Origin of the sequence: Lysinibacillus sp. HST-98 (assembly GCF_016757845.1) — a bacterium.
Lineage (GTDB): Bacteria > Bacillota > Bacilli > Bacillales_A > Planococcaceae > Lysinibacillus > Lysinibacillus capsici.
Genome location: NZ_JAENHX010000006.1, coordinates 1 through 14,839 on the forward strand (window position 1 = coordinate 1; position 14,839 = coordinate 14,839).

Sequence of the window (14,839 nt, forward strand, 5' to 3'; positions counted from 1 at the left end):
AGTCTGGGCCGTGTCTCAGTCCCAGTGTGGCCGATCACCCTCTCAGGTCGGCTACGCATCGTCGCCTTGGTGAGCCGTTACCTCACCAACTAGCTAATGCGCCGCGGGCCCATCCTATAGCGACAGCGAGATGCCGTCTTTCAGTCTTTCACCATGAAGTAAAAGAGATTATTCGGTATTAGCCCCGGTTTCCCGGAGTTATCCCAAACTATAGGGTAGGTTGCCCACGTGTTACTCACCCGTCCGCCGCTAACGTCAAAGGAGCAAGCTCCTTTTCTGTTCGCTCGACTTGCATGTATTAGGCACGCCGCCAGCGTTCGTCCTGAGCCAGGATCAAACTCTCCATAAAAGAAATTTGATTAGCTCAAATTGTTTTGCTGGCATCATGTTTGATGTCCAAAATTTTTGTTTTGTTCACTAACCGAAGCTAGCTACTTAAAACTTTATTGATTACGTTTTGCTTGTTCAGTTTTCAAGGTTCATATTGTCACCCTTTTGGACAACTATTTAAATTTATCATACAACCAAAAGGTTGTCAATACTTTTTTTGGAGCGGGTGATGAGAATCGAACTCACGACATCAGCTTGGAAGGCTGAGGTTTTACCATTAAACTACACCCGCATATATTTTCTTAAAAATGGCGCGCCCGGCAGGAGTCGAACCCACAACCTTCTGATCCGTAGTCAGACGCTCTATCCAATTGAGCTACGGGCGCATATGAAATTAATTGACTTGGTGCGGCCGAGAGGACTTGAACCTCCACGGGGTTGCCCCCACTAGGCCCTCAACCTAGCGCGTCTGCCGTTCCGCCACGACCGCATTCGATTAGTAACTTTTTTATTATACTATGATAATTTGAAAAGTCAACTCTTTTTCTTAAAGAGATGAGCCATGAAGGACTCGAACCTTCGACCCTCTGATTAAAAGTCAGATGCTCTACCAACTGAGCTAATGGCTCGAATTAAGAAATGAATGGCTGGGGTACTAGGATTCGAACCTAGGCATGACGGAATCAAAATCCGTTGCCTTACCGCTTGGCTATACCCCAATAAGTGGCGGTCCCGACCGGGATCGAACCGGCGATCTCCTGCGTGACAGGCAGGCATGTTAACCGCTACACCACGGGACCAAAATATTATTTACATTAAATTATGAAAAATGACCCCTACGGGATTCGAACCCGTGTTACCGCCGTGAAAGGGCGGTGTCTTAACCACTTGACCAAGGGGCCATGGCTCCGAAGGCAGGACTCGAACCTGCGACAACCTGATTAACAGTCAGGTGCTACTACCAACTGAGCTACTTCGGAATAATTCATGTTATGTTGTCGCCGTTATCTTGTCGACTTTTACTATTATAGGGACAACTCAACAAAACGTCAACTATTTTTTAAACTTTTTTTACTCCAATAATTTTAATTTCCCCAAACACTTACTGCAACAATACTTTTCAACATTCATTTTTATTTTCCGTATATATAATTGGTGGCAATTGACACAAGTATATGTATAGCGTCGTCGCTGTTTTTTAACTGTAGCTTTAGGGACATGTAAAACTGCACAAAATCGGGGGGCATCTACTTTCCTTAATAATTCTCTAAAATCTTTATCTCGATGCTGATACCCTTTACCTTCAATATGTAGGTGATAATGGCATAATTCGTGTAAAACAATACCTTGAATCTCCTCCAAACCGTATAACTCATAGGCTTTAGGATTAATCTCAATATTATGGGATTGTAAAAGATATCGTCCTCCCGTTGAACGTAATCTCGCATTAAAGTAGGCTTGATGCAGAAATGGCCTCTGAAAGTTTTCTAAAGATAAGCGACGAACAAGCTCTTGTAATTCTTGATTGTCCATAGTAATCACCTCTAACAACAAGAATACCACACTGCTTAGTATAGACAGTGTGGCAAAAATTTAGTACTCAAACTAATACTTGATTTTTAGGTGGAAGCATCGTTAAAGAGATACGTCCTTTCGTTATATCTATTTGTTCAACCCAGACAGTTACAATATCCCCAAGCGCCACAACTTCTAATGGATGCTTAATACGTTTATTTTGGAGTTTAGAAATATGCACAAGTCCATCTTGCTTCACGCCAATGTCAACAAATGCGCCGAAATCTACTACATTTCTTACCGTCCCCTGCAATTCCATACCAACTTTTAAATCTTCCATTTTTAATACATCAGTCTTAAGCAATGGTTGTGGGAATGCATCACGTGGGTCACGACTAGGTTTCATTAAAGTATCCACGATATCTTGAATTGTCACAACTCCTACTCCAAGCACATCACTTAACTTTTGGATATTTAGTGCTGCAATAGCTTCCTCTGCCTTCTGTGTCCCTAACTCTTTTTTATCTATTTGAGCCTCTGCTAATATTTGCTCAGCAAGAGCATAGCTCTCAGGATGAATACCTGTAGCATCAAACGGATTTTTTGCTTCTGGGACACGTAGGAAACCAATAGCTTGTTCATACGTTTTGGCGCCTAACCTTGGAATCTTCTTTAATTGCGCACGTGTAGTAAATTGACCATTTTCCTCTCGCGTCTTTACGATATTCTCTGCAACAGTTTTTGATAGGCCAGAAACGTATTGTAAGAGTGATGATGAAGCCGTATTTACATCAACACCAACTTGGTTAACAGCAGTTTCTACTATAAAAGATAGTGATTCATTTAATTTTTTTTGAGAAACATCATGCTGATACTGACCTACACCCACAGCTTTTGGTTCAATTTTCACTAACTCTGATAAAGGGTCCTGTAAGCGACGTGCAATGGAGACAGCACTACGTTGTTCAACCTGTAAATCAGGAAATTCTGTACGTGCAATTTCAGACGCTGAATAAACAGATGCCCCCGCTTCATTGACAATCACATAGGCTATGTCAGTAGTAAGCTCATTTAATACATCCGCGATAAATTGTTCTGTCTCTCGAGATGCTGTACCATTACCAATGGCAATTATACTTATTGGATACTTTGCCAAAATTCCTTTTACAATAGCTTTGGATTTTGCTACATCTGGTTTCGGTGGATGTGGGTAAATAGCTGTAACCTCAAGCATTTTCCCAGTTTCATCTACAACTGCTAGCTTGCAACCTGTACGGTAAGCTGGATCAACCCCTAAAACATATTTACCTTTCATAGGTGGCTGAAGCAATAGGTTACGTAAATTTTCGGAAAAAATATGAATAGCCTGTGCCTCAGCTTTTTCTGTAAGCTCGTTTCGCAATTCCCTTTCAATTGAAGGCTGAATTAAACGCTTGTACGAATCCTCGATTGCTAGTTTAACTTCTGCAATAGCAGGAGACGAACCAGTTGCAGGTATCCATTCTTTCCACATAATCATTAATACTCGGTCCACCGGCACATGAATAGAAACCTTTAAGATTTCTTCTTTCTCTCCTCGGTTTATCGCTAAAATACGGTGTGGTACAATGCGACTAACAGGCTCTTCATATTCGTAATACATTTCAAAAACATTTTTCTCGTCGATTTCTGTATTTTTCACAGACGTCACAAGAATTCCATCTTTCCATGAATAAGCTCGGATTTTTTCACGAATAGAGGCATCGTCCGCAAAACGTTCTGCTAATATATCTCGAGCTCCTATCAGAGCTTCTTCCGTATTAGCAACTTGTTCATTGTCCACAAAGTCAGTTGCTAATTGCTCTAATGCATCATCACTAAATGCTAACAGGAGATCTGCAAGAGGCTCTAAGCCTTTCTCTTTTGCAATCGTCGCCTTTGTACGTCGTTTTTGCTTATAAGGTCTATATAAATCCTCAACACGTTGTAAGATTGTTGCTGAAAGAATAGCCTGCTCTAATTCTGGTGTAAGCTTTTCTTGCTCTTGGATTAATCGTATAACTTCTTCTTTTCGTTGTTCAAGTTGCTGTATGTAGTGATAACGATCTTCTACAGCTTTAATTTGCACCTCATCGAGTGATCCTGTAACCTCTTTTCGATAGCGCGCAATAAATGGTACCGTATTTCCCTCTTCTAATAAGTTAATAACAGCTTCTACTTGCCCTGGTTTGACTGCTACATCCTTTGCAATGAGCTGTAACATTTGCTTTTGCTCCACATCATCACTACCTTTTTCTTTTCATTTTACCATTACACTTTACTAAAAATGCAAAAAAATAGTCTACTCAGACGAATATGAGTAGACTATTTCCATTCATTTTAAAGGTATTTTTCATTAAACACCCACGAAAGATTAGAGCGAAACACCGCCACTTGCTAGAATAGCCTCTTGTAATTTCTTTATTGCTTTCCTTTGTATCCTCGATACATGCATTTGAGAAATCCCTAATCGTTCTCCAGCTTCTTTTTGACTAAGTTGCTCTAGATATGTAAGCTGAATAATTTGTTTTTCCCTCTCGTTCAAGACGACCAGCGCATCTTGAACAATCATTCGTTGATTTGTCATTTCATAGCCATCGTCTTCCCTGCCCAAAATATCGAATAACGTGACTGTACTACCGTCTGAGTCTGACTCTATCGAATGGTCCATAGAAAGAGCTTGATAACTACGGCTCATTTCCATTGCTTCTAGTACCTCTTCTTCTGCTACTTCTAATCGTTCAGCAATATCTTTAATGGATGGAGAACGCTGCAATTCAATTGTCAGCGCCTCCACCGTTGATTTAATCCTCGGCCCAAGTTCCTTAATACGTCTAGGCACATGCACATCCCATGTTTTATCACGTAAAAAACGTTTGATTTCCCCAACAATTGTTGGCACGGCAAAAGCTTCAAAACTACGACCAACATTCGGATCAAAACGTCTTATTGCACCTAACAATCCCAGCATCCCTACTTGAACAATATCATCATAATAAGATTTACCATTCGAATATTTACGAGCTATAGATTCAACTAGATATCGATAATGAATCACTAAATTGGTTTGTGCTTCATCATCCTCCGTTGACTGGTACAATTCAATCCACTTAAGTACATCTTCTTTAGATGAAGATTTATGTAGTGATTCTTTCGACATTTTTCTCCACCTGCTCCCTAGTGACATACTTTGTCATGAAGACAGTTACGCCACCATCGTTATTAATCATCACCTCATCCATCAAAGTTTCCATTAAATAAAGCCCCAAACCACCTTCTCTTAGCCCTGCAATACTTTCTTCAGGATGATACGGCCCAATCTTAGATTTAATCTCTTCAAAATTAAAACTATTGCCGTAATCTGCAATCATCATTTCCATTTTATCGTCATACAGCGCACACCCAATGACAATTTCACCCTCTTCTTCGTCTTTATAAGCATGGTGAACAACATTTGTCACAGCCTCACTTGCTGCAATTTTCAAATCTTCAATATCATCATAATTAAAGCCAATCCTACTTGCTAAGCCCGAGACAGTTAATCGAATGACACTGACAAATTGCGGTTTAGCAGGAACTCTAATTTCAATATAGTCAAATTCCTTCATTATCTTAATTCCACCTTTTTATCAGTTTCGATATCCATCAAATCACTAAGACCAGTAATTTCAAATAATCTTTGTAACCTATTCGATAAACCAACGAGCTTTACTTTACCATTTTCACGTAATGCTCTCTTATAAAAGGCAACAAAAATCCCAAGCCCTGTACTATCCATGTAATTTACCTTTGATAAATCAAGTTCAATTTCTAAACCCTCTGTAATCTTTACAGCTTCCAATTCCTCTCGTAATCCTGAAGCAGTAAACGTATCAATCTCACCCTCAACAAAGCCAAATAATTTATGATCAATTTCTTTAAAATGTATCGTTACGTCCATATAGCACACCTCCACCATATTTGTTAGACTATTTTCTTTACCCTGTTCAATTAAAACTTAAACCTATTTTTTTAAAATAACTACAGTAAAATCATCAAATAGTTTAAAATTTTGCACTCTCTCTATTTCCTTATAAAGGAGCTGACACAATTGCTGGGCAGATAAATGTCTATTTTCTTTTATTAAAGTTGTGATTACGTCTCGCGAATTTATTTCTTCTTTCACTCTAAATTCTGTCACACCGTCGGTCATCATAATAATCAAATCATTCTCTTCTAAAACAATTTCATGAAACATATAGTTTGTTTCAGACAATACACCCAGTAGTAAACCTTTAGCCTCTAAGGTAAAGAACTGATCGTTCTTTGCACTATAATGTAAAGCTGGTTCATGGCCTGCCGAAGCATAAGAAAAAATGTTATGCTCTACATCTAAGCAACCATAAAACATCGAAACAAACATACTGTCATCCACACCTTTTTCTATTACCCTATTAATAACTTCTAAAACATATGAGGGATCTTTATATGCATATACCAATGTTTCAAGTCCATATTTAACCATCGACATACATAAAGCAGCAGGAACTCCTTTACCCACAACATCTGTCACAGCTACACTCAAATATTCTTCTCCATCATGAAAAAAATGTACATAATCGCCGTTCATTTTTCGAATAGGTACTGAAATCATACCTATATCAATATTTTGCATATTCGGCACATAAGTTTTCAATAATGTTTTTTGGATGTTTGTCGCTATTTTCATTTCCATTTCATATTCAGCTTGCTTTTGTAGTAAACTTTGATGCTCTCTATGTGCCATTCCATAATGCACCATTACTTCAATCAAAAAATCATAAGCAGGCTGTGATTCGTTCATTTGATTCGGAAATATTTGTTCTACAGCATTTTTATGAATGCTAATAACATCCTCGGGAGAGATATTTTTTTGAATTAACTGACGTGTGAAGTTCTGAGCGATATATAAATTTCTTTCTGTTTGGTTGACCATATAATCTGCTAATATTTTTTTATACTGAGCTTCTAATTGTTTCAGTTTTCTTCACGTCCTAACGCAACCATTTTTCCGCTCTTATTGTTGTTCCCTCTCCAATGACAGATTGAATATCTAAACTATCCATCAATCGTTTAACACCTGGCAAACCAGCACCTAGCCCCCCCGAGGTGGAATAACCATCCTCCATTACTTTACGAACATCTTTAATACCAGGCCCTTGATCTATTGCAACAACAACTATTTTCTTTTCAGTATCCGCCTCCACCCTTTCAATTTCTATGACGCCTATACTTGCATATAAATATATATTTCGTGCTAATTCACTAATTGCCGTGGTGATGCGGGCTTGATCAACAGTGCCAAATCCAAGTGCTTTTGCTTCATTGCGCCCCAGTTGTCTAGCTGCAACAATATCCCACTCTGTAATAATTTCAACCGAAGACCTATATGCCACTGCTGTCCCTCCACTTCTTTTGGAGTTATACTCTAACACTTTTATTCAACCTGCTTGCCATAATTTAAGTTGAATTAATCGCCTCTATAAATGGAATATTCTATGTATATTTTCATATACCTTTTAAGAATTTTTTCAAAAATCTATTTTTATTAAAAATCTTGTGTATATCTTAAAGCTTTTTGTAACATTTATCAATTACACCTTGGCTTAATTATTTCAGGCACTTCATCTTTCGTAGCAAAATCGTTTGCTGAACAAGATCTACAGTAATCCAAATTATAGTAGATGCATTTCAAGCATATAAGACAAAAAAGCATCGAGATTTCATAATCTCGATGCTTCTATACACATATGTATATCAAAATTTAACTAGACCTAAACTAATCATCAATGCACCATCAACTTTTTCCATCACAGCATGATCAAGTTGCGTAATACGATCCGTCAATCTTGACTTATCAATTGTTCGCACTTGTTCTAGCAAAATAACCGAATCACGTTCAAAACCATACTTTTCAGCATTGATTTCAACGTGTGTCGGTAACTTTGCCTTTTGAATCTGTGCAGTGATAGCTGCGATGATGACAGTCGGACTAAATCGATTGCCAATATCATTTTGAATAATCAGCACCGGCCTAGTGCCTCCTTGTTCAGAACCTATTACCGGTGATAAGTCTGCAAAAAAAACGTCACCACGTTTTACATTCAAAGTGTCATCCCCCGCTAACGAGACGCTCCACCATATGTTGTGCTTCATACTCTGCATGCAAGCATTCGCTCGCAATCATTAAATTAATATGAGACATTTCAACATATCCTTTAATCATAGCTTCCCGTATTTGATTTGGTTGCTCCTGCATTAAATTTTTGCGCGCTAAAATACGCACAAAAGATTCACCTTCAATTACTTCCTTTGTTTGTAGAAATAGTCTGTCTTGAACAGCAATTGTAGCTTCTCTTAACTTTTTCTCGTACACAGCAAGCACCTCCAACGGAACCATACACTTTTCATTACTTTCCATTCTATCATTGAAAGATATTGTTGAAAAGACATGAAATGACAAAATATCTGACAATTTGAAGTACAAATTGTAAAAATATGTTGGTTGTCGAAGGTATATGCTGAATAATTATTATTGCAATGTGTTTTCAAATATGAGTCATTACTATGTTTTGGAAAAGAAATAAGTTCTCCAGTGCTAATTTATTTACCAAATTCAACTTGGAACATTGCTCATGACATTACATTGAGATTTGACTAATTCTAATGAAAGACAACTAAAGATATATTCTAGGAACTCTTGTTGTTATAATGCATGGTATTTCATAATTAATTGTTTCGAGCTTTGTTGCCCATTCATCGATCGATACTCCAGTATTTCCTTGTCGACCAATGAGTGTTACCTTCTCACCTATATCATATGCTTTTGGTAGGGCAACCATACATTGGTCCATACAAATTCGTCCAACAATCGGCATTCTTTGTCCATCAATTAAAACCTCTTGCCCACCTAACTTGCGAATCACGCCATCTGCATAGCCTATTGGAATTGTTCCTATCCACATATCTGTCGGAGCAACATATGTAGCTCCATAGCCAACTGAATCACCTGATTTTATTTGCTTTACATGAACAAGTTCACTTTCAAGCGAGAACGCTGGTAACAAAGGAAAAGGTAAAATACTTGTCACATATGCAGAAGGTGATAACCCATACATTGAAATACCAAATCTAACAGCATCATATTGTAAATGCGGATCTTTTACTAATGAGGCTGCTGTATTAGATGCATGAACAAGTCGCGGCTTATTAGGTATTACAGCTAAACATTTCTCAAAAAATTGTACCTGTTGATCAAAATGTAGCGTATCCTCTTCATCAGCTGTCGCAAAGTGTGTAAATATTCCATCCAGCTCCATGTTCTCTGTAGACTGTATTGTTTGATAGAGCTCTAATAATTCCTGCTCTGAGCGAATACCTATTCTACCCATCCCGCTATCTATTTTTATATGAAGTCGTAAAGGAAGCGCTTCATCCACTAACAGAGAAGCAGCTTGCTGCATCCAATCATCGGCAAATGCCGTAAGTATAATACGTTGCTGCGCTGCATAAGGAGCAAATGAAACTGGAGATGCACCTAATATTAATATGTCTGGTTCTTCAAAATGTGCTCGAATATGTAATGCCTCATCGGGCGTTGCCACTGCAAGTACTGTGGCACCAGCTTCAAGAGCTGCCCGTGCAACGGCTACATCTCCATGACCATACGCATTTGCTTTTACTACAGCGATAATTTGAACATTAGGTCGTAAAAATTCTTTTAAGTTTTTTACATTTTGTTGAATTGCTTGTAAGTCTATTATTGCTTTGGTTGGACGAAAAAACTGCTGTGTCTTCATAAGAATACCCTCTTTATTTTTAATTAAAACATTATGTAGGACATACATGTTGCAAAGTATGTCAATTTAGCTTGTACACACAAAGTTTTAGCTTTCGCATGAGCCTATACTTTATAAGGTTCACTTTATAATTATCAATAAGCTACAGCCTCCGTATTCCAGAAGGCTGTAGCTAGAAAAGTTACTTCATACTACTTATCGTCATAGATGTAGCAACTTCAATCATTTCTTCTCGCGTTAATTTACTTGATGCTACAAAGAATTCAACACCATCTTTTTCCCAACTAATTGATGTATCTGTAATAGCACCAATTGTATAGCCTAAATCAACTGGATCACCAGGTGACGATACAGGTAACATTGAATTTTCCTTCATTACTGGTTGCTGCATAACAGTAAATGCCTTCTCACCTTCGTATGTTAAGATTACTCGTTCCATTCCACTTTCCTGCACAACTTTTTCATTCGCTAATTGTGCCCAATTTACAACAGGATAATGTGTTTGGAATTCTTGATATTCAACTTCTGCTCCAACAGCTTCCTTATCCTCATTATCTTCTTGCCCTTCTTTTTCGGCAGGTTTAGCTTGTTCACCTTTCGTGTTATCTTTATCAGTGAATTGCTCAACTGCATACTCTTTTGCAGCATGTTGTACACCTAGCTTAATTTTCTTAAATGTGATTTTGATTTGCTCTTCTTTCACATCATTCATAATAACTACTGAGGTTGGCAATAAAGTTTTCTTATCTACTGTTATAACCTGATGTGGCATACTGTTCTTATAGCTATTTCTAGTAGCCGCTTCAAATATATATGCTTTTTCTTCTTCTTTCATGACAAGATTTTTATCTTCTGCTAAATCTTCTGCTAGCGCTCCAATTAAGTATGCCTGACTATTTTTCTTTGGCCAATCACTTTGGAATTTATACATTTTGTTTAATGTCGGTGTTACGACAAAAACACCATCAGCATTACGTACAATCATTTGAGAAACATCTTTCCCACTTTCAACTACTTCTACTCGATAGAAATCAGGTTTTGTGTGCCATACTGTTACATCATAATTTCTTGGTTCCCCACCCGATTTAATTTCCATCGATGCATTTAATTCATAACCATTCGTCTCTGCCCATTTACCATTCACTTTCTTCAACACTTTTTCCTGTGAGGCTGCACCACATGCCGACAGAAGTAATATCGTACAAAGTAAGACGAGCCATTTAACTATACGGTTGCCCACGCTTTCACCCTTTCTTCTTTCAAATCCACTACGACAATATATGAACCGTATTTGTCAGTTATGTCATTTGAAGAAAGGGCAATATATTTAAATTTACATGCAATCCTTTTAGACAAGTTAAGTACTACTCTAATAAGATTACTTGAGCAGCTGCGTATTGCTTAGAATGCGTAATACTAACAAATCCATTGACAAGTTCATCCTTAAAATATAAAACAGGATTGCCTGCCGCTCCTTTTAATACTTCCATATCATGAAGCTTACATTGTTCCCCAAGCCCTGTTCCCAGAGCTTTCGAAAATGCTTCTTTTGCAGCAAAACGCCCAGCTAAAAATTCTATTTTACGAGTTTCTGAATAACCATCAAATATTTTTTTTTCATTTATCGTTAAAATGCGGTCTTTAAATTTATCTGTTCGTTTCATAGCCTTTGCAATACGATCAATCTCTACAATATCGAGGCCAATTCCCTTAATCATGTGAACCTTCTCCTTTACCTATTTCCAACAAGGCATGTATAATAATTGTAAATTGAGGTGGAGCCATGTTTAGTAGAACGGAAAATTTTAAGCAATATACAAAGTATTACCCTGTTGTTTCAACTTTAATAGCAATAAATCTTACTCTTTATGTATTGTCTCTCATACCCAGCATAGGAACACTCTTGTGGAATTACGGAATCCAAGCAAATTTCCTGATTCAAAGTGGTGAATGGTGGCGTGTTTTTTCTGCCATATTTTTACATGCAGGTTTTATGCATGTGTTTTTTAATATGTTTTCCTTATATCTCTTTGGACCAGAGCTAGAAAAAATCGCAGGGAAAGCACGTTTCATTACAATTTATTTAGTATCAGGTATTGTAGGCAACATGGCAACCTATATATTCTATGATAGTAGTTATGCGAGTCTTGGTGCAAGTGGGGCTATTTTTGGAATTTTTGGTGCATTTGGGGCATTAGTTTACTATACTCGACGTACAATGCCAATGCTTCGTAAGCTCATTTTACCAATCATCGTCATCAGTGTCATTATGACTTTTCTCCAACCAAATGTGAATGTCTTTGCACATTTAGGCGGTTTAGTAACCGGATTTATCCTTGGACTTGTCTATTTACATCCAAAAAGAATTTTAAGTTGGCGAAAACAAAAGATGGCTGGTAGACCATAACATTAAAAAGAAAAGAGGAGCTGCTCACCTATAGAGCAGCTCCTCTTTCCTTACCATGACATCCATTATAAAACCACTGTAGCTTCATTTGACATCTTTATTTTTTTCCATTCAGTTGCTGTTAAACCATAAACAACCTGATCTACGTAGTGATCATATAGCCACTCAGCATCCCTTAAACGCCCTTCTTCATGAAAGCCTAATACCTTTGGGATTGTACGACTACGAATATTACCTACTGCAACACGCACTTCTATACGATTTAACTTTAAATAATTAAAGGCAAAATCAATCAATGCTTTCATGGAATTCGTAACGAGCCCCTTTCCTACAAATTCGTTCCCTAGCCAGTAGCCAATACTTGTCCATTTATGTTGCCAGTTGATTTGGTGATAACCAATAACACCCGCAAGCTTTCCATCATAGTATATCCCTGCTTGTATGCCGTTGTGATCAGCATATTGTTGCATAGCATTTTTTACGAATTGCTCAGTATCCCTTACTGTTTTGACATCATCTACAAAGGGCAACCATTCACGTAATGTATCCTTTGAACGATCAGTTAAAGCGAATAACTCTTCTACATCACTTAAATCCAAAAGCTTTAAATAAGCGCTTTCATTAATGTCATATTTAAACAATGTCTCCACCCCTTTTGTTCTATTTACTTTATTATAAACAGCATCTCTATTTATTTATAGTTAAAAAAGCTAATCCTTCCATTAAATTGAAAGGATTAGCTTTTCAGTTCATTAATGTTCATACCAAGTTAAGATCGTCTCGGCATCTTGTTGCTCTAAGCTGGAAACACTCCCCGTTGTACCAGTTGCTCCTGACATGACAGTTGCTTTTACAGATATAACATTCTTTCTTTTTTGAAAGTATGATTGTGTACTTTCAATAGATTGAATTCGCTTCTTCTCCATGATTAACGTAATTCGACTAAACACCCGATACTGCATAGCCAGTTGCTTGCCATCTATTTGATAGCCTGCTGTTCTATGCTGCCAAATACCAAGTAAAATTGTTAATGGAATTAACAGCAACGACAATAGCCCGTATGGATAAAAGAAATAGATAGATGCACCGATAATCGGAACTAGCCAGAAAAAATCAATGCGATAAAAAAATGGCCTTGCCCTTTTTGGTGAGCGAGTAAATGTAGGCTGCCAATTCATATCTGGGAAAAGCTGTTCTAATGTTTGCATACAATCCGGCTTCTTAATAAGTGGAAATAGCGTAATTTTTTTATCATTTCCATCTTCACCGTTACCACCAGCACTTTCAACAACCACTGTAGTAAAGCCTGTTAACTGACGTAATGGATTTTCCACAATACGAATTGCCTGAATTCGATTCAACGGCAAAGTAATACGCTTTTTTTCTAACAGTCCTTTTGTGATAATCAACTTTTCTTCCTCAATGCGGACCGTATAATCATAATAATTTATCAGTGTGATGACCACAGATACAATCCAAGCAATGATTAAAACAACCATCACCGTCAATGCTACTAAAAATGCGCCGATTTTCACAAAATCAGCTAACTCATGAAATACAGTTTCATAAGGAATAATATCGGAAAATTGTGAAGCAACTGCTGCAAGACCTGATAACACAACACCAATTCCACCTGATGTTGTTGCTAATACCAGTAAATCTCGCATAGACATATGGTAAATCATCGGAGTTGGTATCGCTTCCTCTACGACCTGCACTTGATCCTGATGTTGAACCGCTTCGTTTTTAGCATGACGCATTTCTAATTCAATAATATCTGCTGCTGCTTTTCGAATGGCTGTCAGCTCAACCTCAGGTTTTCCTCCTTTACTACCAGCAGTCTCCACCTGAACTTTCACTAAACCAAAAATGCGATGAAAAACACCTTCATTGTAATTTAAACTTTGAATACGTTCAAAAGGGATATAACGTTTCTTTTTAACAAATAATCCATATGTCACACGCAATTCCCCATCTTCAAACCAGTAAACAAATGTCCGCCATTTTATGATTCCTCCCACGAACGCAAGAAGTGCTGCAACTCCCCATACACCGAACAGTAAAATGGTTTCAAAAAAATGATCACTACGAAAATTCAAAGAAAAATTAAAGCCGTTACTTATGATAATAATCGCAATTGGTAATATCATACTTTTCAATGCTTTTACACTTGTTATAATTGCAGACACTGGATGTAAACGATTAATTTCCTTAGACATCATCTTCAGCCACCCTTGCTAAATCAGAAATACGCGCACGCAGTACGTCTGCTTCATCCATAACAAGTGCAGGAATCGTATGTACAGTTGCAGCTGTAGAAATAGAGATATTACCTAGGTCGTATTTTTTTAATATCGGCCCTTGTGTTGTATCAACATGTTGCACACGTACCATTGGAATTAATGTGCGTTTCACAACAAATAAACCATGTTGTACTTCGATTTCATGCTCTCGAACTTCATAGCGCCATCTTTCCCATCTGATTTTCGGGAAAATAAAAATAGATAATATCGCACTTAGTAATACAATTGCACACGCTATGAAGTAAATAAATGAAGGCCATTCAAAATAATAAGTACCATAGCTTACAAGTCCTGCTACAACTAACAGCACCAATGTTTGTATGACTCCATATAAACGCCACACTGTTAGCCCTTTACGAGAAATTTGATGAATCGGTTGTGCTCTCATTGTCGTTCCCCCTCTTTCTTCATTAGGTGTATACGAATTCACTCACCTTTTTGTTTCAACT

16 protein-coding genes, 8 tRNA genes and 1 rRNA gene are annotated in these 14,839 nt (G+C 37.6%); 1 reads left to right on the top strand and 24 read right to left on the bottom strand.

Going from position 1 to position 14,839, the window contains the following annotated elements; genetic code table 11:
* The 21 genes from JIN86_RS14220 to acpS form a co-directional block, all read right to left on the bottom strand.
* Positions 1–349 (bottom strand): 16S ribosomal RNA (locus JIN86_RS14220); the annotation flags it as partial.
* Between the two features lie 199 nt (positions 350–548).
* Positions 549–622 (bottom strand) — tRNA-Gly (locus JIN86_RS14225).
* A 17-nt stretch (positions 623–639) separates the two neighbouring features.
* A tRNA-Arg gene (locus tag JIN86_RS14230) sits at positions 640–716 on the bottom strand.
* An 18-nt stretch (positions 717–734) separates the two neighbouring features.
* A tRNA-Leu gene (locus tag JIN86_RS14235) sits at positions 735–820 on the bottom strand.
* 66 nt (positions 821–886) lie between these two features.
* A tRNA-Lys gene (locus tag JIN86_RS14240) sits at positions 887–959 on the bottom strand.
* 15 nt (positions 960–974) lie between these two features.
* Positions 975–1,049 (bottom strand) — tRNA-Gln (locus tag JIN86_RS14245).
* A gap of 5 nt (positions 1,050–1,054) precedes the next feature.
* Positions 1,055–1,130 (bottom strand) — tRNA-Asp (locus JIN86_RS14250).
* Between the two features lie 30 nt (positions 1,131–1,160).
* Positions 1,161–1,232 (bottom strand) — tRNA-Glu (locus JIN86_RS14255).
* 1 nt (position 1,233) lies between these two features.
* Positions 1,234–1,310, bottom strand: a tRNA-Asn gene (locus JIN86_RS14260).
* A 91-nt stretch (positions 1,311–1,401) separates the two neighbouring features.
* Entirely contained in the window at positions 1,402–1,863 is a 462-nt protein-coding gene (locus tag JIN86_RS14265) for a SprT family protein (RefSeq protein ID WP_004232061.1), read from the bottom strand.
* A gap of 67 nt (positions 1,864–1,930) precedes the next feature.
* Complete coding sequence (locus JIN86_RS14270; protein WP_004232060.1) at positions 1,931–4,102, bottom strand: Tex family protein; 2,172 nt, start codon at positions 4,100–4,102, stop codon at positions 1,931–1,933.
* A 135-nt stretch (positions 4,103–4,237) separates the two neighbouring features.
* Positions 4,238–5,023, bottom strand: coding sequence for an RNA polymerase sigma factor SigB (gene sigB / locus JIN86_RS14275; protein WP_009370668.1), 786 nt, complete (start codon positions 5,021–5,023; stop codon positions 4,238–4,240).
* A complete protein-coding gene (rsbW, locus tag JIN86_RS14280) occupies positions 5,001–5,471 on the bottom strand; it encodes an anti-sigma B factor RsbW (protein WP_004232058.1) in 471 nt (156 codons plus the stop codon). The genes sigB and rsbW overlap by 23 nt, the downstream gene beginning before the upstream one ends.
* Entirely contained in the window at positions 5,471–5,803 is a 333-nt protein-coding gene (locus tag JIN86_RS14285; protein ID WP_004232057.1) for an STAS domain-containing protein, read from the bottom strand. The genes rsbW and JIN86_RS14285 overlap by 1 nt, the downstream gene beginning before the upstream one ends.
* A gap of 63 nt (positions 5,804–5,866) precedes the next feature.
* A complete protein-coding gene (locus tag JIN86_RS14290; protein WP_009370666.1) occupies positions 5,867–6,817 on the bottom strand; it encodes a PP2C family protein-serine/threonine phosphatase in 951 nt (316 codons plus the stop codon).
* A gap of 58 nt (positions 6,818–6,875) precedes the next feature.
* The gene (locus tag JIN86_RS14295; RefSeq protein ID WP_004232055.1) at positions 6,876–7,277 is read right to left on the bottom strand and encodes an anti-sigma regulatory factor; all 402 of its coding nucleotides are present in this window, start codon (positions 7,275–7,277) and stop codon (positions 6,876–6,878) included.
* Between the two features lie 361 nt (positions 7,278–7,638).
* Complete coding sequence (locus JIN86_RS14300; RefSeq protein WP_004232054.1) at positions 7,639–7,989, bottom strand: type II toxin-antitoxin system PemK/MazF family toxin; 351 nt, start codon at positions 7,987–7,989, stop codon at positions 7,639–7,641.
* A 4-nt stretch (positions 7,990–7,993) separates the two neighbouring features.
* Positions 7,994–8,257: a hypothetical protein gene (locus tag JIN86_RS14305; protein ID WP_004232053.1), complete on the bottom strand. Its 264-nt coding sequence runs from the start codon at positions 8,255–8,257 to the stop codon at positions 7,994–7,996.
* Between the two features lie 301 nt (positions 8,258–8,558).
* Entirely contained in the window at positions 8,559–9,680 is a 1,122-nt protein-coding gene (gene alr, locus JIN86_RS14310) for an alanine racemase (protein ID WP_009370664.1), read from the bottom strand.
* A 181-nt stretch (positions 9,681–9,861) separates the two neighbouring features.
* The gene (locus tag JIN86_RS14315) at positions 9,862–10,920 is read right to left on the bottom strand and encodes a LolA family protein (protein ID WP_004232051.1); all 1,059 of its coding nucleotides are present in this window, start codon (positions 10,918–10,920) and stop codon (positions 9,862–9,864) included.
* Positions 10,921–11,044: 124 nt separating this feature from the next.
* Positions 11,045–11,398, bottom strand: coding sequence for a holo-ACP synthase (gene acpS / locus JIN86_RS14320; protein WP_004232050.1), 354 nt, complete (start codon positions 11,396–11,398; stop codon positions 11,045–11,047).
* A gap of 65 nt (positions 11,399–11,463) precedes the next feature.
* Here acpS and JIN86_RS14325 point away from each other — a divergent pair, with 65 nt between their 5' ends.
* Positions 11,464–12,087, top strand: a complete 624-nt coding sequence (locus JIN86_RS14325; RefSeq protein ID WP_004232049.1) for a rhomboid family intramembrane serine protease — start codon at positions 11,464–11,466, stop codon at positions 12,085–12,087.
* Positions 12,088–12,152: 65 nt separating this feature from the next.
* Here JIN86_RS14325 and JIN86_RS14330 read toward each other — a convergent pair whose 3' ends face one another.
* From JIN86_RS14330 to JIN86_RS14340, 3 genes are all read right to left on the bottom strand, one after another.
* Positions 12,153–12,728, bottom strand: coding sequence for a GNAT family N-acetyltransferase (locus JIN86_RS14330; protein WP_202342248.1), 576 nt, complete (start codon positions 12,726–12,728; stop codon positions 12,153–12,155).
* Between the two features lie 111 nt (positions 12,729–12,839).
* Positions 12,840–14,306, bottom strand: coding sequence for a PH domain-containing protein (locus JIN86_RS14335; RefSeq protein ID WP_004232031.1), 1,467 nt, complete (start codon positions 14,304–14,306; stop codon positions 12,840–12,842).
* Positions 14,299–14,778 (bottom strand): PH domain-containing protein, encoded by a 480-nt coding sequence (locus JIN86_RS14340; protein ID WP_004232029.1) that lies wholly within the window; start codon positions 14,776–14,778, stop codon positions 14,299–14,301. The genes JIN86_RS14335 and JIN86_RS14340 overlap by 8 nt, the downstream gene beginning before the upstream one ends.
* Positions 14,779–14,839: the final 61 nt, after the last annotated feature.

What these genes read in the sequence shown, in the direction of transcription:
- JIN86_RS14265 (WP_004232061.1), bottom strand. Translation starts at nt 1,863, where the DNA reads ATGGACAATCAAGAATTACAAGAGCTTGTTCGTCGCTTATCTTTAGAA.
- sigB (WP_009370668.1), bottom strand. Translation starts at nt 5,023, where the DNA reads ATGTCGAAAGAATCACTACATAAATCTTCATCTAAAGAAGATGTACTT.
- rsbW (WP_004232058.1), bottom strand. Translation starts at nt 5,471, where the DNA reads ATGAAGGAATTTGACTATATTGAAATTAGAGTTCCTGCTAAACCGCAA.
- JIN86_RS14285 (WP_004232057.1), bottom strand. Translation starts at nt 5,803, where the DNA reads ATGGACGTAACGATACATTTTAAAGAAATTGATCATAAATTATTTGGC.
- JIN86_RS14290 (WP_009370666.1), bottom strand. Translation starts at nt 6,817, where the DNA reads ATGGTCAACCAAACAGAAAGAAATTTATATATCGCTCAGAACTTCACA.
- alr (WP_009370664.1), bottom strand. Translation starts at nt 9,680, where the DNA reads ATGAAGACACAGCAGTTTTTTCGTCCAACCAAAGCAATAATAGACTTA.
- acpS (WP_004232050.1), bottom strand. Translation starts at nt 11,398, where the DNA reads ATGATTAAGGGAATTGGCCTCGATATTGTAGAGATTGATCGTATTGCA.
- JIN86_RS14325 (WP_004232049.1), top strand. Translation starts at nt 11,464, where the DNA reads ATGTTTAGTAGAACGGAAAATTTTAAGCAATATACAAAGTATTACCCT.
- JIN86_RS14335 (WP_004232031.1), bottom strand. Translation starts at nt 14,306, where the DNA reads ATGTCTAAGGAAATTAATCGTTTACATCCAGTGTCTGCAATTATAACA.
- JIN86_RS14340 (WP_004232029.1), bottom strand. Translation starts at nt 14,778, where the DNA reads ATGAGAGCACAACCGATTCATCAAATTTCTCGTAAAGGGCTAACAGTG.